17 protein-coding genes are annotated in these 20583 nt (G+C 39.6%); 7 read left to right on the top strand and 10 right to left on the bottom strand.

What is annotated here, in order from left to right; all coding sequences use genetic code 11:
• Positions 1 to 84: 84 nt before the first annotated feature.
• Together WA249_RS01650 and WA249_RS01645 are read left to right on the top strand one after the other, a co-directional pair.
• Complete coding sequence (locus WA249_RS01650; RefSeq protein WP_336166112.1) at positions 85 to 906, top strand: hypothetical protein; 822 nt, start codon at positions 85 to 87, stop codon at positions 904 to 906.
• A gap of 9 nt (positions 907 to 915) precedes the next feature.
• Positions 916 to 1833, top strand: a complete 918-nt coding sequence (locus WA249_RS01645; protein ID WP_174743639.1) for a mechanosensitive ion channel family protein — start codon at positions 916 to 918, stop codon at positions 1831 to 1833.
• Here the strand turns inward: WA249_RS01645 and WA249_RS01640 are convergent.
• Positions 1823 to 4627: a DUF2339 domain-containing protein gene (locus WA249_RS01640; RefSeq protein ID WP_336166111.1), complete on the bottom strand. Its 2805-nt coding sequence runs from the start codon at positions 4625 to 4627 to the stop codon at positions 1823 to 1825. The two genes, WA249_RS01645 and WA249_RS01640, sit on opposite strands and share 11 nt — an antisense overlap.
• Positions 4628 to 4781: 154 nt before the next feature.
• On the opposite strand from WA249_RS01640, the gene polA reads away from it, so the two are divergent.
• Positions 4782 to 7553 (top strand): DNA polymerase I, encoded by a 2772-nt coding sequence (gene polA / locus WA249_RS01635; protein ID WP_336166110.1) that lies wholly within the window; start codon positions 4782 to 4784, stop codon positions 7551 to 7553.
• 53 nt (positions 7554 to 7606) lie between these two features.
• Here the strand turns inward: polA and WA249_RS01630 are convergent, their stop codons facing one another.
• The 5 genes from WA249_RS01630 to ppx are packed head-to-tail and all read right to left on the bottom strand — an operon-like array spanning position 7607 to position 12706.
• Positions 7607 to 8176: a YggT family protein gene (locus WA249_RS01630; RefSeq protein WP_003655065.1), complete on the bottom strand. Its 570-nt coding sequence runs from the start codon at positions 8174 to 8176 to the stop codon at positions 7607 to 7609.
• A gap of 21 nt (positions 8177 to 8197) precedes the next feature.
• Complete coding sequence (gene proC, locus WA249_RS01625; protein ID WP_336166128.1) at positions 8198 to 9034, bottom strand: pyrroline-5-carboxylate reductase; 837 nt, start codon at positions 9032 to 9034, stop codon at positions 8198 to 8200.
• Complete coding sequence (gene tilS, locus WA249_RS01620) at positions 9006 to 10409, bottom strand: tRNA lysidine(34) synthetase TilS (RefSeq protein ID WP_336166109.1); 1404 nt, start codon at positions 10407 to 10409, stop codon at positions 9006 to 9008. The genes proC and tilS overlap by 29 nt, the downstream gene beginning before the upstream one ends.
• Entirely contained in the window at positions 10346 to 11167 is an 822-nt protein-coding gene (locus WA249_RS01615) for an acetyl-CoA carboxylase carboxyltransferase subunit alpha (RefSeq protein WP_003655062.1), read from the bottom strand. The genes tilS and WA249_RS01615 overlap by 64 nt, the downstream gene beginning before the upstream one ends.
• A gap of 18 nt (positions 11168 to 11185) precedes the next feature.
• Positions 11186 to 12706 (bottom strand): exopolyphosphatase, encoded by a 1521-nt coding sequence (gene ppx, locus WA249_RS01610; protein ID WP_336166108.1) that lies wholly within the window; start codon positions 12704 to 12706, stop codon positions 11186 to 11188.
• Between the two features lie 279 nt (positions 12707 to 12985).
• Between ppx and trxA the strand changes: the two genes are divergently transcribed.
• Positions 12986 to 13312 carry a thioredoxin gene (trxA, locus tag WA249_RS01605; protein ID WP_003655060.1) on the top strand — a complete coding sequence of 109 codons (327 nt, stop codon included), beginning with the start codon at positions 12986 to 12988 and terminating at the stop codon, positions 13310 to 13312.
• Between the two features lie 322 nt (positions 13313 to 13634).
• Entirely contained in the window at positions 13635 to 14903 is a 1269-nt protein-coding gene (gene rho, locus WA249_RS01600) for a transcription termination factor Rho (protein ID WP_016139209.1), read from the top strand.
• A gap of 164 nt (positions 14904 to 15067) precedes the next feature.
• Here the strand turns inward: rho and WA249_RS01595 are convergent, their stop codons facing one another.
• A complete protein-coding gene (locus tag WA249_RS01595) occupies positions 15068 to 15220 on the bottom strand; it encodes a hypothetical protein (protein ID WP_336166107.1) in 153 nt (50 codons plus the stop codon).
• A gap of 94 nt (positions 15221 to 15314) precedes the next feature.
• Here WA249_RS01595 and WA249_RS01590 point away from each other — a divergent pair, with 94 nt between their 5' ends.
• Positions 15315 to 15572 carry a hypothetical protein gene (locus tag WA249_RS01590; RefSeq protein ID WP_151822288.1) on the top strand — a complete coding sequence of 86 codons (258 nt, stop codon included), beginning with the start codon at positions 15315 to 15317 and terminating at the stop codon, positions 15570 to 15572.
• A 168-nt stretch (positions 15573 to 15740) separates the two neighbouring features.
• On the opposite strand, the gene WA249_RS01585 is transcribed toward WA249_RS01590, so the two are convergent.
• Genes WA249_RS01585 through pheS form a run of 3 tightly spaced genes read right to left on the bottom strand, consistent with a single transcriptional unit; the run spans position 15741 to position 19431 of the window.
• Complete coding sequence (locus WA249_RS01585) at positions 15741 to 16037, bottom strand: integration host factor subunit alpha (RefSeq protein ID WP_000126166.1); 297 nt, start codon at positions 16035 to 16037, stop codon at positions 15741 to 15743.
• Positions 16034 to 18418 carry a phenylalanine--tRNA ligase subunit beta gene (gene pheT / locus WA249_RS01580; RefSeq protein ID WP_336166106.1) on the bottom strand — a complete coding sequence of 795 codons (2385 nt, stop codon included), beginning with the start codon at positions 18416 to 18418 and terminating at the stop codon, positions 16034 to 16036. The genes WA249_RS01585 and pheT overlap by 4 nt, the downstream gene beginning before the upstream one ends.
• A 32-nt stretch (positions 18419 to 18450) precedes the next feature.
• On the bottom strand, positions 18451 to 19431 hold the full coding sequence (pheS, locus tag WA249_RS01575; RefSeq protein WP_016139213.1) for a phenylalanine--tRNA ligase subunit alpha: 981 nt from the start codon (positions 19429 to 19431) through the stop codon (positions 18451 to 18453).
• A 159-nt stretch (positions 19432 to 19590) separates the two neighbouring features.
• Between pheS and WA249_RS01570 the strand changes: the two genes are divergently transcribed.
• Positions 19591 to 20583 carry a hypothetical protein gene (locus WA249_RS01570; protein ID WP_336166127.1) on the top strand — a complete coding sequence of 331 codons (993 nt, stop codon included), beginning with the start codon at positions 19591 to 19593 and terminating at the stop codon, positions 20581 to 20583.

The following is a 20583-nucleotide window of genomic DNA, read 5'->3' as shown; positions in this document are numbered from 1 at the left end:
TGATGAGTAAGATGATTTTGAGTGTACTCTAAGCAGATTACAGCGTGAAGTCTGTTTAACAACTCGGTAGAGGAATTTTACGTCTTGTTTGAAAATAATGAATATCAGCCTCGTCCCCAGAATTCTCTAAAATGGTGGGGTGAACAGCACTTTGAAATTAATCAGGCTAAAGCATGGCAATTCGGTTCAATGCTTTTTCGTCTAACGCGCGGCATCAAAGAATGGCGTATCGAATATTATCGTCCATCTCTTCAAGACGATAATGAGCAGGATTGGCATCCAATCGCAGATCCGAATTTTGCCTTTCCGCATACCGTTCAAGTAGAACGCTACATGTTCCGGAAAACTAATCCAGAATTTCTTCTTATGCCACGTCTGGCAGACCGCTCCGTGGTCATTAAACCTGTTGATCCTATCTACATTCCCGCGGGACAACGCGGAACTCTTTATATTAGTACACCACTATGGATTGCCGGTTTAGTTGAAAGTCAGCATGAGCCTTTGTTTGAAATCCCTCTAATTCAGCCCAAAGATACATGGTTTGGCCCAAATGCCCAGCAAGGCGAAATTTGTTATGCCACTTCAGTAGATGGACGTACCGATTTGAACCTGTTAAAGCCACGTGCTTTTCGTGCTGTAACCCCAATTGACTTTCACAATACCAGTAATCATCAATTGCGCTTTGACCGCATGAATGTGCCCGTTACCGCCCTGCCTCTTTTTTATAGTGAAAGTACGGGCCGTTTATGGACTTCTCAAATTAAAGTTTATTATGAAGGCTCTGATCGTCCCGCACGCATTCGTATTGAAAACCGCACCCCACCACTTGCTGGTGAAGTAACCTATGTTCATCCGCCACGTTCACCTGGTGGAGCATTATTCAATATGTTTGATTCATTCTTTTAAGAGGTTTATATGGCTGATACAAGTATTCCTAAGGATATCGCTGATAGCCTCACAAGTATATTTACCAATATCAATACCGAACGTATTAGTGAAATTTTAGTCGGTGTTGTGCTGTGTTTTATTGGTTTTGTTCTTGCCCGAATTATTTCAAATACATTTATTAGAACCATTGGGTCACGCTTTAATGCTCATCAACGTTTGGTGTGGCGCCGCGGTATTTTTTATTTTATTTTCTTACTCTTCATTATGACGAGTTTAAAAGAAGCTGGTTTTAAGCTCAGTGTATTTCTTGGCGCGGCAGGGATTTTAACCGTAGCGCTCGGTTTCGCATCGCAAACGTCTGCCAGTAACTTAATCAGTGGTTTATTTTTGATTGGCGAAGGTTCATTTGAAGTCGGTGATACGATCCAGATTACGCTCATTCGTGGAAATACAATTGAAGGTGAAGTGATCTCGATTGATTTGCTTTCAGTTAAGCTGCTTACATTAGACAATGTCTACATTCGTTTACCAAACGAACAGCTTATTCGTGCTCCTGTACACAACTTATCTAAATACCCAATACGGCGTATTCCAATTACACTTGCAATTAACTTCCATGAAGACATCATTAAAGTTCGCGAGGTTCTACTTAACGTAGCAGCTCATTATCCTCTTGTATTAGATGACCCAAAGCCTGCTGTTACAGTTACTGCATTCAGAGAATCATCAATTGAGCTTTTATTTACAATGTGGTGTCGACAAGAAAACTCTTTAAAAGTTCGAGATGAGATGCAAGAAAGAATTCGAAATGGATTTTTAGATAACCGAATTGAAATTCCTGTTCCTAAAATGGGATTAATTGATCGACCATCGAATGTTTTTGCTGAAGATGATATCGATCAATACAGTAATCAAAAAGAATTAAATCGAGAGCCTAAAGCTTAGGCTCTTCATTTCTCTGTACAGAGGATGACGGTGGTAATGGTGCAAGATAAGCAATAATCAACATTACCCCACCCGCCCCAATAAATGAAATAACCCGAGTTAAAGTCGCGCTTTGCGATAAATCGAGCAAAATCAACTTTAATACGACAATCCCTAAAAGTGCTGCGCCCACAAACCAAAGTTGACGGATCATTTTGCGACTTGAGAACGTGGTTAAAATGAATGCCAAGATTACCCAAAGCAATGTCAAACTTAACTGCACCAAGCCATTTGTCCAAATTGCTGCACTCCAGAGTGGTGTCGCCCAGTAATGGTGCAAGCCTCTGACCACTACACTACTGAATACTAATAACCCCACTAAAATTGTTGTAATTTTAAAAGTCCACTCCAGTGATTTATCTTGATCAAAAGCATGCTGATAAATAATAAAGAGTAGACCTGCAAATACCACAATTGAAAGAAAGTCAGTCAAGTTCAATAAAGGAATAAAGTAAAGATACTCAGCAGAATGGATGTCAACACTGACTACAAGCAACCAAAGCAAGCTTAGACACCACACCGGAATTTGATGTAGCAATGTGGTCTTATGAAACTTATATGCCCAGAGTGAATAAACTAGAGGTACAAAAGCCAAAGCAACAATTGGCATTTGTGGAAAAATCGCCAAACCAACTGTCGCTAATGCCAACCAGCTTAAACCAGACCAGACCTTTAAAGATCCAAACTGACCTGACTGCGGTTGAGCCATTATAAATAAAGCACTAAGGAGTGTTGTTGCAATGAGGAAAGTACCCTGCTGCAATATACTCGGCCATTTAAACAAGCTGAATACTTGACTGGTAAAGGCTTCACCCAGAATCAACAATAATAACAGGCCAATTAAACTTAACTGTAGACTCTGCCAGTGGCCCCTTAGTTTGTAGTGAACGACTACACTAAATATTGATAATAATAGTATCGCAATCATCAAATATGGACTTAAGCCGTGATGTTGCCATGTCAAAATTTCTATACCAGCGATAGCGCCTGCATACATCCCTAAACACAAGAAAATACCACTAAACATGCTTGCACTAAAATAGTGTTGCTCTTTACTGTTGTATTGCAATAAATAATAGGCCGAAATGAATTGGGCAATTGCATAAATGCTTGTGCTTAGAGTCGGGAACTCTGCATTCGCCCAAAATTGATAAAACAATGCAATTGAACTGAGTAAAACTAAAATTACACCAATATATCGGCTTAAACGGTAGCGCTCAGTTACTCCCCATACAATGAGGGCCGTACCTTGAGCCACCCAACCAATCGCAGTCCAATGTGCCCCCTTCGCGAGTGGAAAGATTAAAGCAAAAAATGCAACGGCGAGGATGAAAAAGCTTTTGGCAAGAACTGAAAGTTGAGGATGAGTCTTTTTGATCCAGAAAGTTAATACCGCATAAGTACCAGCCAAAACAGCAGCACCAATCGTTAACGCTTGAGTAGACTCATGTACTAAATAGGCGTGAAGTGTAAAACCTAATACAGGCACACTAAAAATAAGGCCAACATCTAAGAGTGGAGGCAAACGAATGCCTTCTTGTTGTTCACGTGCTGAAACTCGAGATATATTTTGGCTATAACGGACACTAAGCCAAATAAACAGGGCTATATGTAGCCATAAAATCCAGTCTAATGTGTCAAATTTTGCAGGTTCTGCATAAAAACCTATCGCGCTACCGCCAATAAACATCGTGGCAAAGAAAGCAATCTGATTTAAGATTTTCCAAGGCTGAATAAAATTAACAGCAGCAACAGCAAGATTAATGACTAAGTAGTAGCTAAATAGAAAGACTACATCTGGACGATATTGCGGAATAACTAAAGGTGCTGCGTAAGCCATCCCCAGTGCTAAAATAGCTAAATAAATTGCCTGTTGTTTTAAACTTAAAAATACGGTGATTGCTAATAAAACAGTAAACAGAATACTTGCTGTCGTGAGGTTGGCGATTACACCAAAATGATGTGAGAACACGAGTGTTAGGAATACAACAGCTAGTCCTACACCCTGCAATGCCACAGCAAAAAGCTGATTTTTCTTTTGCAAGCTATAACCAAATGCTGTTAATACGCCTCCGGCAATCGCAATGAAACCAAGTTTTATGCCTAAACTGAGCTGCCAGTGCTCACTTGCGAAACGCAATAACAACACTACCCCAACCATCAACACAGCGACGGCAACTCTTAAAATTGGATTGCCATGGACCATCCAGTCGACTGCTGGTTGCCACCATGCAGTCTTTACCTGAGCTGTTTGTTCTGTTTGATTTAAAGGTATCTTTTCAGCTGGGACTAACACATCTGTATTATGGAAGTTAGCTTGCTCTAGTACGGGAGGTATAGTTTCTGTTTGTATAGTCTCATTTACATGAACAGTTTGTTTTGCTGACTCGAGATACAACAATCGAGTATGAAACGCACTAATCGTTTGGACTAAACATAACAATAAAACCAGTAATGCACCGCCAGCAATCCCCATCCAGTGATTCATATAAGCAACTAATGCAACCAATGCGGCTGCATAAATCACTATTGTTTGCATATGAATAGAATAAAGTGGCTTTTTCTGCTGAGAAAACTGTTGTTCTAAATGAGTCAGACGCTGATGCAGATTTGATAATAACTGAACCAGTACTACCACGAGTGCAATAGATAAAGCAGCAACAGCACTCTGGAATTTAAAACCAATCGAAATGGCTAAAAACAAAGTCAAAGCGATCAAAACAATGATCATTCCCTGTTTGTCTTTTTTATACATGGGCTTAGCAATATGACACCTTCATTACATGTCATCTTACTTTAAGCCAATACAAGCGTATATTTATACATACAAAATACTGCAAAAATCATAATCCTGCATTCATAGCCGTTTTCACGTAAAATACCCGTAATTCAAATTAAGGAATTGTTCAATGCCACCATTTGTCTTGGTTGATGGGTCCTATTTTTTATTTCGTGCATATCATGCATTACCACCATTGACGACCTCTACAGGGTTACATACCAATGCAATACGTGGAGCAATTTCTGCGATTCAAAAACTTATGCGTCGTATGCAACCGACGCATATGGCCGTAATTTTTGACACTCCCGAACCAACCTTCCGTCATAAGCTTTCACCAATCTATAAAGGTGACCGCCCTAGTATGCCAGAAGAGTTAGCTCAACAAATTCCATATTTACATGCATTGATTAAAGCTCAAGGGATTCCTTTATATAGTCTTCCGGGTGCAGAAGCAGATGACATTATCGGTACACTTGCTAAACGTGCTGTGCTCGAAGGCCATCATGTGCTTATCTCAACAGGAGATAAAGACATGGCTCAGTTAGTGAATGATCATGTAAAACTAGAAGATAGCTTTAAAGATCGCGTAATGGACACCGACGGTGTATTTGAAAAATTTGGCGTTTGGCCAAATCAGATTATCGATTACTTAACCCTGATGGGCGATGCATCTGACGGTATTATGGGTGTTCCAGGTATAGGTGCAAAAACAGCAGCTAAGTTACTGACTGAATATGGCACTTTAGACAATATCATTGCCAATGCAGACCAACTTAAAGGCAAAATTAGTCAAAATATCAAAGATAATTTAGAGAATATTAAGCTTGATCACCAGTTAGCTAGCATTGTATGTGATCTTCCTTTAGAGCTCGACTGGCACGAATTAAAGCTTATCGACCCAAATGTTGACGCTTTACGCAACTTATATACTGAGCTTGAGTTTAGAAATCAGTTGCAGTCGCTTGATCATCCAAATAATCCAAACAGCTCTGCTTATAAACAACAAGTTTCACAAGTAGTCGTTCAAGATGAAGTTAAACCGGCTGACGCTATAGAAACCGAAGATCAGGCAAGCCTAACTAGTCAAGATGACCAGCTTGGAACTGCAAATTATCATACTGTTTTAACTCAAGAAGCATGGGATCAACTCTTGCAACGCATGCAAAATGCTGATCATTTTGCCATTGATACAGAAACTACAAGTCTTGATTACCGTATTGCCGAGATGGTCGGTTTTTCAATCGCATTTGATGCACAAGATGCATACTATGTGCCTTTAGCGCATAACTATGAAAATGCTCCAGACCAACTGGACCGTGAACAAATTCTGGCTCAAATTAAGCCCGTACTAGAAAATGAAGCGGTTAAAAAAATTGGTCATCACCTTAAATATGATGCCCACATTTTTGCAAACCACGGAATTGAGTTAAAAGGCTGGTATTTCGATAGCATGCTGGCATCTTATGTACTGAATGCAGCAGCTACTCGTCATGGAATGGATGATGTTGCCCGCGTCTACCTAAGCCACTTAACCACCACTTTTGAACAAATTGCGGGTAAGGGTGTAAAGCAGAAAACCTTTAATCAAATTGAGATTGAAGTGGCTGCCCACTATGCAGCAGAAGATGCACATGTGACCTATCGTTTATATGAAGTTCTTTCAAATAAACTTAAGCCATTTCCTGAGCTAGAAAATATTTTATATAACATCGAAATGCCAGTTGCCCGAATTTTGTCAGGCATGGAAGAAAATGGCATTCGTTTAGATCATGCATTCTTAGATAAATTAAGTGTTGAATTTGCAAAAACCATGGAAGGTCTTGAAAATCAGGCCATGGAAATTGCAGATGAAACTTTTAATATTGCTTCACCTAAACAAGTAGGCGAAATTCTATTTGATAAATTAGGAATCAAAGGCGGCAAAAAAACTGCAACTGGGCAATACAGCACCAGTGAAAGTGTTTTAGAAAAAATTGAACATCCTTTAGCAGAAATTATTCTAGAGCATCGCGGATTAGCAAAGCTAAAAAGTACCTATACAGATCGTCTAGTTGAGCAATCTCATAACGATACGCATCGTGTGCATACCAGCTATCACCAAGCACTCACAGCGACAGGCCGCCTCTCCTCATCCGATCCTAACTTACAAAATATTCCAATTCGTAGACAAATTGGCCGTCAGATTCGTAAAGCATTCATAGCTCCAGAAGGCCGAGTTCTATTGGCTGCCGATTACTCGCAAATTGAACTACGTCTAATGGCACATTTTTCTCAAGATGATGCTTTAGTACATGCATTCCAGCACGGACAAGACGTTCACCGCCGTACTGCAGCAGAAGTATTGGGTATTGCAATTGAAGATGTGACCAATGATCAACGTCGTCAAGCTAAAGCAGTAAACTTTGGTCTACTGTATGGTATGTCTGAGTTTGGTTTGATTCGTCAATTAGGTTTCACACGTCAAGAGTCGCAGAACTATATCAAACAGTACTTCCAGCGCTATCCTGGCATTTATGAGTATATGCAACGTACGCGTCAAGTTGCATCAGAGCAAGGCTTTGTTGAAACTATTTTAGGCCGTCGTCTATATACACCAGATATTGATGCACGAAATGTGATGGTGCGTAAGGCTGCCGAACGTGCTGCGATCAATGCACCTTTACAAGGTAGTGCGGCTGATATTATTAAAATTGCGATGATTGAAGTCGATAAAATCTTGCCAAAAGATCAAGCCAAGTTACTACTTCAAGTACACGATGAATTAGTTTTTGAAGTAGACCAAAACATTGCTGAAGAACTTTCCAAACAAATCGCAAAAGTCATGGAATCTGTTGTAGAAATTTCCGTGCCTTTAGTGGTTGAGGTAGGACAAGGTCTAAATTGGGATGATGCCCATTAATTAACAGAAATAAAAAAGGGCTGTAAAATACAGCCCTTTTTTATTGAGTCAGCTTAAAGTCCTGTTAATAGAACTTTTGCTACTTCATTCATTAAGATCTCGGCAATATAGAGTGCCAAAAATGCCAAAATTGGAGATAAATCAATCATTCCCATATTAGGCAATAAACGACGGAATGGCGCGAGTAATGGTTCAGCCAAATCTTGAATCACCTCAATATAAGGTGAACGCGATTGAGTAAACATGACCACCCAACTCAAAATGATTGTTGCGAAAATTAAATAACGGCAGAAACGAATCAAATCCTGAATCATGGTTACAAATGTCAGAATCAGTAAATGAATCGGACTATTTGGCATAGAGCCAGAAAGATACATCACACCGAAAATTTTCAGTAAATACAAAGTAATTAAAAGAACCAACGCAGCCAAATTAAATCGGCCTTTTGCGACCGTCGGAAAAATTCGGCCAAAAATATCAACAATCTTAGTCGCTTTTACGGTCGATAAAACCACAGGATTATAAGGACTTACTGCCGCTAATTGCATTAAAAAACGGAAAAAGACCAATAAAATCGCGACATTAATTAAAATTCCAAAAATTAGCGCAGAATTTGCACCCATAGTTGTCTTATCCTATTTAAGCTATTTCGCACTGTCACTCAATTCTTGAGCCAATTCTTGGCTACGCTTCTGAGCAGCAGCCAATGCAGATTGAATATTTTGGGAGATTTGTGCACGGTCAAAAACTTCAAGTGCAGCTTGTGTTGTACCATTCGGCGATGTCACATTCTTACGAAGTTCAGATGGAGTATTTGAACTGGTAATTGCCATTTGAGCCGCACCTAACGCCGTTTGAAGAGTCAACGCGGTTGCAACTTTTTCATCCAGTCCTAAATTCTTACCCGCACGGATCATACTTTCCATCAGATAGAAAAAATATGCAGGGCCTGAACCAGAAACTGCTGTTACCGCATCAATTTGAGCTTCGGAGTTTACCCAAATTGTTAAGCCTGTGGCTGCTAAAATCTGACTTGTTAATTCACGATCCGAAGCACCTACCACATCATTTGCATAGATACCATGCGCGCCTGTTTGAACTAGAGCTGGTGTATTCGGCATAACTCGAACAATTCGATCGCTATCAATTAAGTTTGATATTGTTTGAATTTCAGCACCAGCAATAATTGAAATGACCAATTTATCTGATAACAGACCTTTTAACGGACGTAAAACAGTCGCCAAAACTTGGGGTTTTACCGCCAATACGACAACATCAGCATTTTGAATTGCAGCCACGTTATCTTGTGCTACGTGGACTTCTTTCTCTTGTAATAATTGACGGATCTGCTCAACAGGATCTGAAACAGTAATACGTGTCGGTGGTAAACCTCTTGAAACCAGCCCGCCAATTAAAGCTTGGGCCATATTACCGCCACCAATAAAACAGATATTACAATTTACTGCACTTGCCATAACCATATTCGCCATTTACCAGATTACAAGAATGAGAAATTAAATCTGGTTGCCATCCTCCTTGCTCACAATACGGAGACTGAGCCAACCAAAATCCTTTCGGTGTAAAAACCCCAAGCATAACATTATCTATGACTAATATTTGAATTGTATGACGAAGCCAAGGCAAAATATGTGCTTCTTGAATTGCTTTTTTTAATGGCCATTGACCAACACGACCATATAAATGGACTTTTTCTCCACCTTGACGTCGAATTATTGTTAATTTTTTATTTAATAAAGATGGAGCCAAACCGATATTTTTTTGTGTAATCTGAAAGTTTGCTGAAGCGTAATGCACTATTTCCCCCATTTGGAAATGATGCTCTGATTCAGCTTCAACCGGACTTAATGTTTCAGCAAAAAAAACCTGCTTACTCAATCTATAAAGATGATGTTGATAACGGGCATAGTAAAACTGGTTCCAGTGTAACGCGGCTTGTGCATCAGACTTTGAATCAATCACTTCATTTTTCAAGCGCTCGACCATTTCAAATGCAGGTCGATATTGCCCATCACCTTTCATCCAAACCGAAAGTAATTGACGTTGACGAGCAGCCGATAAATCTAAAAGTTTAGTTAAGTCTAAACACTCAGCTGTACCACAATATTTTAAATCGACTTTCAAAACTTCTTCTAAAATTTCAGAAGCATCTTGCATCAAATAGCTGGTTCGGCTCAGTGCTTGCTGCATTTTAGGAAATCGGTTTTGTAAAAATGGCCAAAGTTCCTCACGTGACCACGCCCTATCATAATGAATATCATAATTTGTCGGGTCATTTATATACTCAATTTCAAGTTGAGTAGTCCAATCAGCAATTTGCTCACGAGATAAGTCTAAAAAAGGACGCCAAATCGTCATATCTACACGGTAATCCACAGACTGCATAGCAGCTAATCCATCAACACCTGCACCCGATAATAAACGGAGTATGACAGTTTCAGCCTGATCTTGCTGATGATGAGCGAGTACTAAAGTTTCATTTGTTTGCAAATACTGCCGATAAGCTTGATAACGTGCCTGACGTGCTTGAGCTTCCAAATTACCATCGGTAACCTGAACTTTTTGAATAATATAAGGAATATCTAAGCGAGTAGCTTGTTCAGCAACAAGCTTCCCCCATTCTGCACTTTGTGATTGCAGTTGATGGTCGATATAAATTACTCGGATCTTTTGAGGGAAAATTTGAGACATCAAATGTAGTAGCAGCATTGAATCCATGCCGCCACTACATCCAATAAGGAAAGAACTATTTTCTGAAAATAGTTGAGCCTGCTTTAAGACATTATGCCTAAATTTGCGCTGCCAAACTTCATTAAACGTTGATAACGTGCTTCGCATCGTTCATTTGCATCCAGTGGTAGCAATTCATCCAAAGCTTGCTTCAGAACTACTTTTAGGTTTTGCATGACTTGCTCAGGGTCTAAATGTGCCCCCTCGCCTTCATCTACTACATATTCAACAATACCTAGAGATTGTAATTTGTCTGCTGTCAAACCTAAAGCTTCGCTCGCTTGAGCCGCTTTTTCAGCAGTTTTCCATAAAATAGATGCGCAGCCTTCTGGCGAAATCACAGAATAAATACTGTGCGACAACATAATGACTCTGTCAGCCACACCAATACCTAAAGCACCACCAGAACCACCTTCACCCAGTACTGTTGCAACAACAGGAACTTTCAAACGTGAAAGTTGAGCAAGACTCGTTGCAATTGCTTCGGCTTGTCCACGCTCTTCAGCACCAACACCTGGGTAAGCACCCATAGTATCAATAAACGTGAAGACCGGAAGATTAAAACGCTCAGCCATATCTAATAGGCGTTGAGATTTACGGTAACCTTCAGGATTAGCCATACCGAAGTTATGCTTTAATTTTTCACGGGTACTACGACCACGGTGTTGTCCAATGACCATCACAGGTTGACCGTCAAAACGAGCAAGACCACCTACCATCGCACCATCGTCACCAAACAAACGATCACCATGCAAGGCGTCAAACTCTGTAAAGATTTCACCGACATAATCTAGAAACTGCGGACGTTCAGGATGACGTGCAATTTGAACCGTTGTCCAAGCTTTGGACTGAGTAGATTTTTTCATAGGTCGAATATTATCCCTTTAATCGATAAATTTTTCCGACTGAATATTCAATTCAATGTCCCAATGCTTAAACTGCTCTTGCTCATCGTGCAAGTCGGCAACTAACAATGGCCATTGTTTGGCATCACCAGAAACACTAAGCTGCCATTGTTGATCATTTATGATGGTCAGTTCAATGGCAGGAAGCATCTGATCACTTCGACTATGGTTGAGTAAAACTGCTAGGCGAAGCAATAAACTTAAGTAAAGTAATTTATGACCACCAGCCTTCAAAATTTCGTTTTTTACATCATTTCGCAATTTACGACGATGATGAGCAACTAAATGTGAAAGATGATTTTGATCAATTTGTGAGAAACCCGGAATATCTGAATGCTGTAATAAATAAGCACCATGGCGATGATATCCACCATGACTAATTGCTAAACCAATTTCATGCAAATAAGCTGATCGACGCAGTAAGTCACTGTCTTCACTCGTTAAATTAAGAGATTTCGCCACACCATCAAATAAGTGTTGTGCTGTCTTGACCACACGTTCTGCTTGTTTAGGGTCAGCATTATAACGGCCCATTAGGGCTTGTACACTGCGGTCGCGGATATCTTCATGTTTAAATCGACCTAAAAGGTCATACATGACACCTTCACGTAATGCACCATCAGAATATGCCAAACGATCAATTTCTAGAACTTCAAAAACTGCGTACAAAATTGCCAATCCGGCTGGCAAAACTGCTCGTCGATCTTCTCTTAACCCTTCAAAATCAATTTCAGAAACATTTTTAAACTTAAGTAGTTTATCTTTAAGTTTATATAACCCTTCCCGAGTAACATTTTCTTGTTCATCACTTAAGCCCATATTAACCATAATTTGGCGGCAGGCTTTAATCGTTCCACTCGAACCAACGACAGTATCCCATCCTTCCATTTTATAAGTCGTTGCAATAGCAGAAAGTTCTTTACGGGCAGCAACTACTGCTTTATCAAATGATTTCTGGGTAATTTCCCCATCAGAAAAGTAGGCTGTTGTATAGGCCACACAACCCATTTGTAATGACTCTGTGTAAATAGGTTCAAACTCTTCACCGATAATAAATTCGGTAGAACCACCACCAATATCGACGACTAAGCGACGTCCGCCATTGGCCATCGTATGCGATACGCCCAAATAGATCAGACGGGCTTCTTCTCGTCCTGCAATAATTTCAATAGGTTTAGGTAAAATTTCTGCAGCTTTTTGAATAAATTCATGACCATTTTTTGCCTGGCGCAAGGCATTTGTCGCCACAATTCGTAAACGATTAGCTTGAACTGAACTCAATCTTCCAACAAAACGGGCCAGACATGCCAAACCACGTTGCTGAGCGGCTTCCGTTAAATTTTTATTTTCATCTAAACCAGCTGCAAGCTGTACTTTTTCTGACATCGAAGCAACTTTTTTAACTTCGCCATGATCTACCCGTGCAATTGCAAGGTGAAAGCTGTTCGACCCCATATCTATGGCGGCAAGTAATTCTTCATCAATCAGAAAGTCAGACATTATTGAACTAAACCCATAACAATTCACGCCTAGAGTAATTCACACGAATGCAATTGAAAAGCCATTTTCATCAACAATTAACTGTCATTTATATTTTTCTATTTATAAGTTGATTGTATAAGTCGATGATGAATATCGTGAGCATCCATTAGACAAATTTAGTGAAGCCTTGAATAATAGCATCAAACCCTTACATTGGACTAAGTAGCTATGTAATACTGATAGAGATAATTTTCTCCTGTAGTAATAGCACTTTTTTCTAAAAATTGGAGCCGTACCATGTCTGCGACTATTGTAAATACAACTGATGATAACTTCCAAGCAGATGTTCTAGACGCTGAAACACCTGTACTTGTTGACTTCTGGGCAGGTTGGTGTGCACCTTGTAAAGCAATTGCACCTGTTCTTGAAGACTTATCAAGTGAATATGCTGGTAAAGTAAAAATTGTTAAAGTTGACGTGACTTCTTGCGAAGATATTGCGGTGAAATACAATATCCGTAATATTCCTGCTTTATTGCTTTTCAAAAATGGTGAAGTCGTAGCTCAACAAATTGGCGCTGTACCTCGCTCTAAACTTGTTAGCTTTATTGATGAAAATGTTTAAGTCAAAATGCTAAGAATGAAAATACGCTATACTTTTTTATAGCGTATTTTTTTCGGCTATAAATTGACAAATTAACTCAGCTGGCTTATATTACATGCTCAAGAGGCACTGAAGGGAATCATCTTCGTCCGGCTTCTTACAAGACACAAACATAAAGATCGCCACTCGGCAACAGAAATTGTTTTTTCACATTTTTCTTCGAAACAATCAATCAGACTTCTGAATTGTTATTGTGTAAATACAATTGCGATAATCTTTTTTGTATGCGAGCGATTTTTCTTCTTTTTAAACCACACTCTACTCTTTCCTAATTCTGACCCTTATGAATTTAACTGAACTCAAGAAAAAACCAATTGGTGAATTAATTAAAATTGCTGAATTTATGGGCCTGGAAGGTATGGCTCGTAACCGAAAGCAAGATATTATCTTTGCCATTTTGAAACGCCATGCAATGAATGGCGAAGAAATTTTTGGTGATGGCGTTCTTGAAATTCTCTCTGATGGTTTTGGTTTTTTGCGCTCTGCCGCAGGTTCGTATTTAGCAGGTCCGGATGATATTTATGTGAGTCCCTCACAAATCCGACGCTTTAACTTGCGTACAGGCGATACCATCACAGGTACTATTCGCCCTCCAAAAGAAGGTGAGCGTTATTTTGCGTTGCTCAAGGTTAACCAGATTAACTATGACACGCCAGAAAATTCTCGAAATAAAATTCTATTTGAAAACTTAACCCCCCTTTTCCCAACCGAACAATTGGTTATGGAACTCGGTAATGGTACGACAGAAGACTTAACTGCTCGTGTTGTTGACTTAGTTGCGCCAATTGGTAAAGGTCAACGCTCTATTATTGTTGCACCGCCCAAAGCGGGTAAAACAATGTTACTTCAAAATATTGCTCAATCTATTGTTAGAAATAATCCTGAAGTATTCCTGATGGTTTTATTAATTGACGAGCGTCCAGAAGAAGTAACCGAAATGGAACGTACTGTTCGCGGTGAAGTGATTGCTTCAACATTCGATGAAGCTCCTGCTCGCCACGTACAAGTTGCAGAAATGGTTATTGAAAAAGCAAAACGTCTTGTTGAACATAAAAAAGACGTTGTGATTCTGCTTGACTCGATTACCCGTTTAGCACGTGCATATAACACCGTCATTCCTTCATCAGGTAAAGTCTTAACTGGTGGTATAGATGCTCACGCATTAGAGCGCCCTAAACGCTTTTTCGGTGCTGCACGTAATATTGAAGAAGGTGGATCTCTTACGATCATCTCAACTGCTTTGATTGAAACAGGCAGTAAAATGGATGACGTCATTTATGAAGAATTCAAAGGTACAGGTAACCAAGAGATTACGCTTGATCGCCGTATCGCTGAAAAACGCGTCTTCCCTGCCATGAATATTAAGAAATCTGGCACCCGTCGTGAAGAGCGTTTAATGGATGATGACAACTTACGTAAAGTATGGATCCTCCGTAAACTTCTTCATCCGATGGATGAATTGGCAGCAATGGAATTCTTACTTGACCGTATGAAAGAAACGAAAACAAATGATGATTTCTTCGATCAAATGAAACGTAAAGCTTCAACTTAATCGATTAAGCTTCAATAAAAAGCCACTCTTTTGAGTGGCTTTTTATTTGGTTGACAAGCTTTACACAAAAATACATTTTGTGGTTTTTTATGTAAAATTATTTATAAGCTTTTGATAATAATTATTTTTGAATTAAAAAAAATAAGTTTTTTAGTAGCTTACCTCTACCTTTTCCAATACACTCGGGCTAATTGATTGTTTTTTTCTGTTAAAAAACAGACTGTTTTTCTCTTTTTCATACGTTTTTTTGACAGACGACAGTAGTATTTCAGCATTTGCAGTGATAGCATAGCGGCAGACCAGTTAGACTGCTCCATGCGTTGTTACCTAGCTACGTTTTAGGAATAATAAAAGCAAAACAGTCCAGCTTAGGTTTTTTTAATCTCAAATCTTTTTTGTGAGAGTGATGCCATGTTATTCAAAAAATTTGCTGTTGCTGCTGCTGTAGCTGCTACTTTAGCTTTCGTTGGTTGTTCTAAGAAAGAAGAAGCTCCTGCTGCTGCTTCTGAAGCTGTAGCTGCTGCTTCTGAAGCTACTGCTGCTGCTTCTGAAGCTGCTGTAGCTGTTGACGCTGCTGCTTCTGACGTTGCTGCTGCTGCTTCTGACGTTGCTGCTTCTGCTTCTGACGCTGCTGCTTCTGCTGACGCTGCTGCTTCTGCTGCACACTAATCTATAATCTAGATTAGATAAAAAGAGGACATTTTGTCCTCTTTTTTTACGCCCAAATTTTCAATTATTAATGCCAGCCTCTTCAATTTAGCCATCAAAAAAGACATAGCATCACTACTAAAATAGAATTAGATAAAAAACCATTTCAATAAAAGTAAAAAAAGCAGATCAATCGATCTGCTCATTCCCAACGCGTTGTCTAAACTTTTGACCTGCTCTAAAGGTCACTACCCTACGTGCTGAAATTGGAATTTCTTCACCTGTTTTAGGATTACGTCCCGGACGTTCGCGTTTATCCCTTAACTCGAAATTACCAAAACCAGAAAGCTTAACCTGCTCTCCTGCAATAAGTGCTTGACTAATTTCGTCGAAGAACAACTCGACCATTTGTTTTGCTTCACGGCGATTTAAGCTGGTTAACTCACTTAAATGATCAGCCATGTCTGCTTTAGTTAATGCTGTCATGAGGCCCTCAATGTCGCTTGATAAGTGTTTTCTAACACTTTGATAATATTGTCCATACCAGATTTAATTTCAGCATCTTCAAGCGTACGTGAAGGATGTTGCCATAACAATGCAAACGCTAATGAGCGCTTACCTTCTTCGACACCCTGCCCCGTATACACATCGAATAACCATGTAGAGTCTAAAAGCTCTCCACCAGTTTGTTCGATTAACTGCTGAATATCTCTAACATTTATATTATCAGAGATTAAAAGCGCAATATCACGTCTAACCGAAGGAAAACGTGATAATTCTGTAAAATTAGATACATAAGATTGCAAAACCGCAGCTTGATCAAGCTCAGCAACCCAAGTTGTGCTCAAATCTAGCTCATTCTCCAAAGATGGGTGCAAGCGGCCTAAGTAACCAATTGATTTACCATCAACTAAAATCTCAGCTGATTGTCCTGGATGTAACCAAGCACGCTCTGAACGAACATATTCAACTTTAACACGGCCAGCAGCTAAAACTTCTTCTACTTCACCTTTGAAGTCAAAGAAATCCATTGGTTGAGGCTTAATATGCCATGATTCTGGTTCTTGCGAGCCTACTGCAACTAGAGCCAAAGTAGGAGTCTGTTGTAAGTCTTCAATGTTCTTCGCATTTTGATAATCAAAACGCAGGCCAAACTCGAAGAAGCGCACACGACTTTGCTGACGGTTAAGATTATATTGTACGCAAGGAATTAAACTAGAAAGTAAAGTACTACGCATTGCAGCCAAATCACTTGAAATTGGATTTGCTAGCATCAGTGGCTTAACTTCTGGATTTAATTGCTTTTCAAGTTTCGCATCAGCAAAGCTAAAGCTAATTGCTTCTTGATAGCCTAAAGTCACAATCGTTTGACGTAACTCAGCGAGTTCAAAACGATCTTGATATTTAGCAAATTTAACATCCATGCTTGGTAAGCTAATCTGGATATTGTCATAGCCATCAATACGCGCAACTTCTTCAATTAAGTCTTGATAAATAGCCATATCGTAACGATGTGAGGGTGGTACTACACTCCATTCACCTTCAGCCTTAACTGTTACTTTACAGCCTAGTCGAGTTAAAGCATCTGCAATAAACTCACCCGCAACTTGATATCCCAATAATTGGTCTACCTGAGCTTGTTTAAGTTCAATGGCTTCACGCTTATTAGGCAGTAGATCAGTTTTTTCAGCTACAGTAATTGGACCAAATTCGCCGCCTGCTAACTGTTGAATAAGCTGAGAAGCACGATTCATCGCAATTAAAGGTAATTCGAAATCTACACCACGTTCATAACGCTGCGAAGAGTCTGTATGTAAACCAAAACGACGAGCACGACCAGCAATCGCGAGTGGCGCGAAGAAAGCACTTTCTAGGAAAATATCAGTTGTATCATCGGTTACACTTGATGCTAAACCACCCATAATTCCAGCAATTGCTAGAGCTTTTTGGTCATCAGCAATCACCATTATATCTTCTTGCAACTCAACTTCTTGATCATTTAAAAGTTGTAGCTTTTCTTGCTGTGTTGCTTGACGAACATGTACAGTCCCTTCGATTTTAGATAAATCGAATGCATGCATTGGTTGACCCAATTCCATTAAGACATAGTTGGTCACATCAACCAAAATACTATGAGTACGGATTCCTGAACGCGATAAAGCCTGTTCCATCCACTCAGGAGTAGCAGCTTTTACATTAACGTTTTTAACGACACGCCCTAAATAACGCGGAGCACCTTCCGTACTGATAACTACTTTTTTCTCATCAGCAACGGTGGCATCAACCGTGTTAATTACGGGCTCATTCATTTGCAGCTTATTAATAACTGCAATTTCACGAGCAATACCACGAATACTAAAACAGTCACCACGGTTTGGCGTAATACTGATATCAATGACATTGTCATCAAGTTTGAGGTATTCACGGATATTCACTCCTACCGGAGCATCAGCTGGTAGTTCAAGTAAACCATCGATTTTATCTTCAAGATCAATCTCAGAAGCACCACAAAGCATTCCTTGTGATTCAATTCCACGAAGCTTACCTTTTTTGATTTTAAAATCGCCAGGTAATACAGCCCCAATGGTTGCAACAGGAGCTTTCATTCCAGCGCGAACGTTCGGTGCACCACATACAATTTGTAAAGGCTCACCTGAACCAATATTCACTGTTGTAACACGTAGACGATCTGCATCAGGGTGCTGCTCAACAGTGAGCACTTCACCGATTACAACGCCGGTAAATGGTTTAGCAACAGGTGCCAATTCATCAACTTCAAGACCAAGCATCGTCAACTGATCAGATAATGTATCACTATCAATTGCCGGATTAACCCATGTACGTAGCCAATTTTCGCTAATCTTCATCTTTATAAACCTTTTTTAATCCTGAAAAACTGTTAGGCAAATTGGCGTAAGAAACGCACATCATTTTGATAGAACATACGCAAGTCATTAATGCCATAACGCAACATCGCAAAGCGCTCTACCCCTAAACCAAAAGCAAAGCCTTTGTATTTATCAGGATCAATACCCGCGGCACTTAATACATTTGGATGCACCATGCCACAGCCTAAAACTTCTAACCAACGGCCACGTTCATCCATAATATCTACTTCTGCACTTGGCTCAGTAAACGGGAAATATGATGGACGGAAACGTACCTTTAAATCTTTTTCAAAAAATTCATTCAACAGGTTAATTAGTAAACCTTTTAACTCAGCAAAGCTGGTGTTCTCAGCAACGTATAACCCTTCGATCTGATGGAACATTGGAGAATGCGTTTGATCCGAGTCACAACGATAAACACGCCCAGGACATACGATACGAATTGGTGGCTCACTTGTTTCCATTGTACGAATCTGTACACCAGATGTGTGCGTACGCAGTAAATGAGTGGCATCAAAATAGAAAGTATCGTGCATAGCACGCGCTGGATGGTGACCAGGAATATTTAATGCTTCAAAATTATGATAGTCATCTTCAACTTCTGGACCAGTCGCAACTGTAAAACCAGCTTTAGTGAAGAACTGACAAATTCTTTCTTGTACTTGAGTAACAGGGTGAACTGTACCAACGCGTTGACCGCGGCCCGGCAAAGTAACATCAATCGTTTCACTTGCTAGCTTTTGCTCAAGTGCTGCCTGCTGTAATCCCGCTTGACGTTCTGTTAAAGCAGTATTAATTGTTTCTCGAACAGCATGAATCGCAGCACCTTGTACTTTGCGTTCTTCAGGGTCCATTTTCCCTAATGCTTTCGATTGTTCTGCAAGCTGGCTTTTTTTCCCTGTAAATTGCACACGCACCTGATCAAGTGCAACAAGGTCTTGAGCTGCTGCAATGGCAGCAAGCGCTTCTGTGGTCAGGGCTTCCAGTGACATATTAACTCTCAAAGCAACAAATTAAAAAAAATATAATAAAACACTGCATTCTAACAGTTTTTCATCAGATTGATGAAGTTTATCCATCATGAAAAATGTATTAGGCAACAAAAAGATAAAACGTATAAGATAATAGCATCGTCAATGAGATCAACTATTATGGCGCTCAATCAAATTTGGAAACAACAACTTACGCTTGTGACGTATGGTAATGAATACCTCCGTCAGAATTTAAGCTTTACCCAATGGCGACAACATCATATTTTTGACCACCATAGTTTTCAGTTTCGTGACTTAGCTTCTCAGCATTTACTCGCTCAACATTTTCAAGTTTGGCTAGAAGCGCTAAAAAAACAAGGTACCACTCAACTCAGTTTACATTTATCAAGCCTTCTAAATGAAGAGCAAAATCCAAACAACAATGTTGAGCTTTTACCTTATACCCATTTTATCGTTAGCCATCAAAATGATAAGAAATTTGCATGGATTTTCGGCCATGAACTTGCTGAATGGTATAACAATGATAATGAGTTTGAAGCCCCTGCTTCACAAACCTGTGAGCTTCATTTAGAAACTTTCTGGCGTTTTGAACTCAATGAAAAATTATCAAAAAAAATTGAAGCTGATTTAAAAAATCCGCCATGGCAAGAAATAGCTGACTTTATGGATAGCGAATTATTTCGTAGTAAATATGCAGCAGGTTTTGAGGAACCAGAATTTCAAAAAGCTCATTTTGATGGTACAAGTATTACGAGCCGAGAACCAAGACTTGCTTTAATGCCAGAGAATTATCCTGCTGATTATGCTCATCAACTTTTATCTCGCACTCAAGCATTGGCCAATTATTTAGAGCAAAAAAAACGCCTTGCAAATGATCCGTTAGGAGAAGAGCTAGACCAAGAACAACTTATTAATTTAAGAAATTTTACGCAAAAAACTGATGATTTGTTTGCCAAACTTATTGTTAAAGCTGCTAATCACTACCAAACAGCTCAGATCGTACCTGTAGTTAAAGCCTCCCCATTCGAGCAATCAAATGAAAATCCACAACATTTGAAATCTCACCACCATAAAGGCACTGGTTCAGGCGTTATTAAGCTGATTATCCTAACGATTATTATTTGTGCTCTGGCTTATTATTTTGGGCTTTAA

This window comes from Acinetobacter sp. 161(2023) (assembly GCF_037027805.1).
GTDB lineage: Bacteria > Pseudomonadota > Gammaproteobacteria > Pseudomonadales > Moraxellaceae > Acinetobacter.
Note: the sequence above shows the minus strand (reverse complement) of the source record. Positions and strands in the feature narration are given on the sequence as shown.

Excerpts from the sequence above, each read along its gene's own strand:
- WA249_RS01645 (WP_174743639.1), top strand. The coding sequence starts at position 916 with ATGGCTGATACAAGTATTCCTAAGGATATCGCTGATAGCCTCACAAGT.
- WA249_RS01640 (WP_336166111.1), bottom strand. The coding sequence starts at position 4,627 with ATGTATAAAAAAGACAAACAGGGAATGATCATTGTTTTGATCGCTTTG.
- polA (WP_336166110.1), top strand. The coding sequence starts at position 4,782 with ATGCCACCATTTGTCTTGGTTGATGGGTCCTATTTTTTATTTCGTGCA.
- WA249_RS01630 (WP_003655065.1), bottom strand. The coding sequence starts at position 8,176 with ATGGGTGCAAATTCTGCGCTAATTTTTGGAATTTTAATTAATGTCGCG.
- proC (WP_336166128.1), bottom strand. The coding sequence starts at position 9,034 with ATGGTTATGGCAAGTGCAGTAAATTGTAATATCTGTTTTATTGGTGGC.
- tilS (WP_336166109.1), bottom strand. The coding sequence starts at position 10,409 with ATGCGAAGCACGTTATCAACGTTTAATGAAGTTTGGCAGCGCAAATTT.
- WA249_RS01615 (WP_003655062.1), bottom strand. The coding sequence starts at position 11,167 with ATGAAAAAATCTACTCAGTCCAAAGCTTGGACAACGGTTCAAATTGCA.
- ppx (WP_336166108.1), bottom strand. The coding sequence starts at position 12,706 with ATGTCTGACTTTCTGATTGATGAAGAATTACTTGCCGCCATAGATATG.
- trxA (WP_003655060.1), top strand. The coding sequence starts at position 12,986 with ATGTCTGCGACTATTGTAAATACAACTGATGATAACTTCCAAGCAGAT.
- rho (WP_016139209.1), top strand. The coding sequence starts at position 13,635 with ATGAATTTAACTGAACTCAAGAAAAAACCAATTGGTGAATTAATTAAA.
- WA249_RS01595 (WP_336166107.1), bottom strand. The coding sequence starts at position 15,220 with ATGGAGCAGTCTAACTGGTCTGCCGCTATGCTATCACTGCAAATGCTG.
- WA249_RS01590 (WP_151822288.1), top strand. The coding sequence starts at position 15,315 with ATGTTATTCAAAAAATTTGCTGTTGCTGCTGCTGTAGCTGCTACTTTA.
- WA249_RS01585 (WP_000126166.1), bottom strand. The coding sequence starts at position 16,037 with ATGACAGCATTAACTAAAGCAGACATGGCTGATCATTTAAGTGAGTTA.
- pheT (WP_336166106.1), bottom strand. The coding sequence starts at position 18,418 with ATGAAGATTAGCGAAAATTGGCTACGTACATGGGTTAATCCGGCAATT.
- pheS (WP_016139213.1), bottom strand. The coding sequence starts at position 19,431 with ATGTCACTGGAAGCCCTGACCACAGAAGCGCTTGCTGCCATTGCAGCA.
- WA249_RS01570 (WP_336166127.1), top strand. The coding sequence starts at position 19,591 with ATGGCGCTCAATCAAATTTGGAAACAACAACTTACGCTTGTGACGTAT.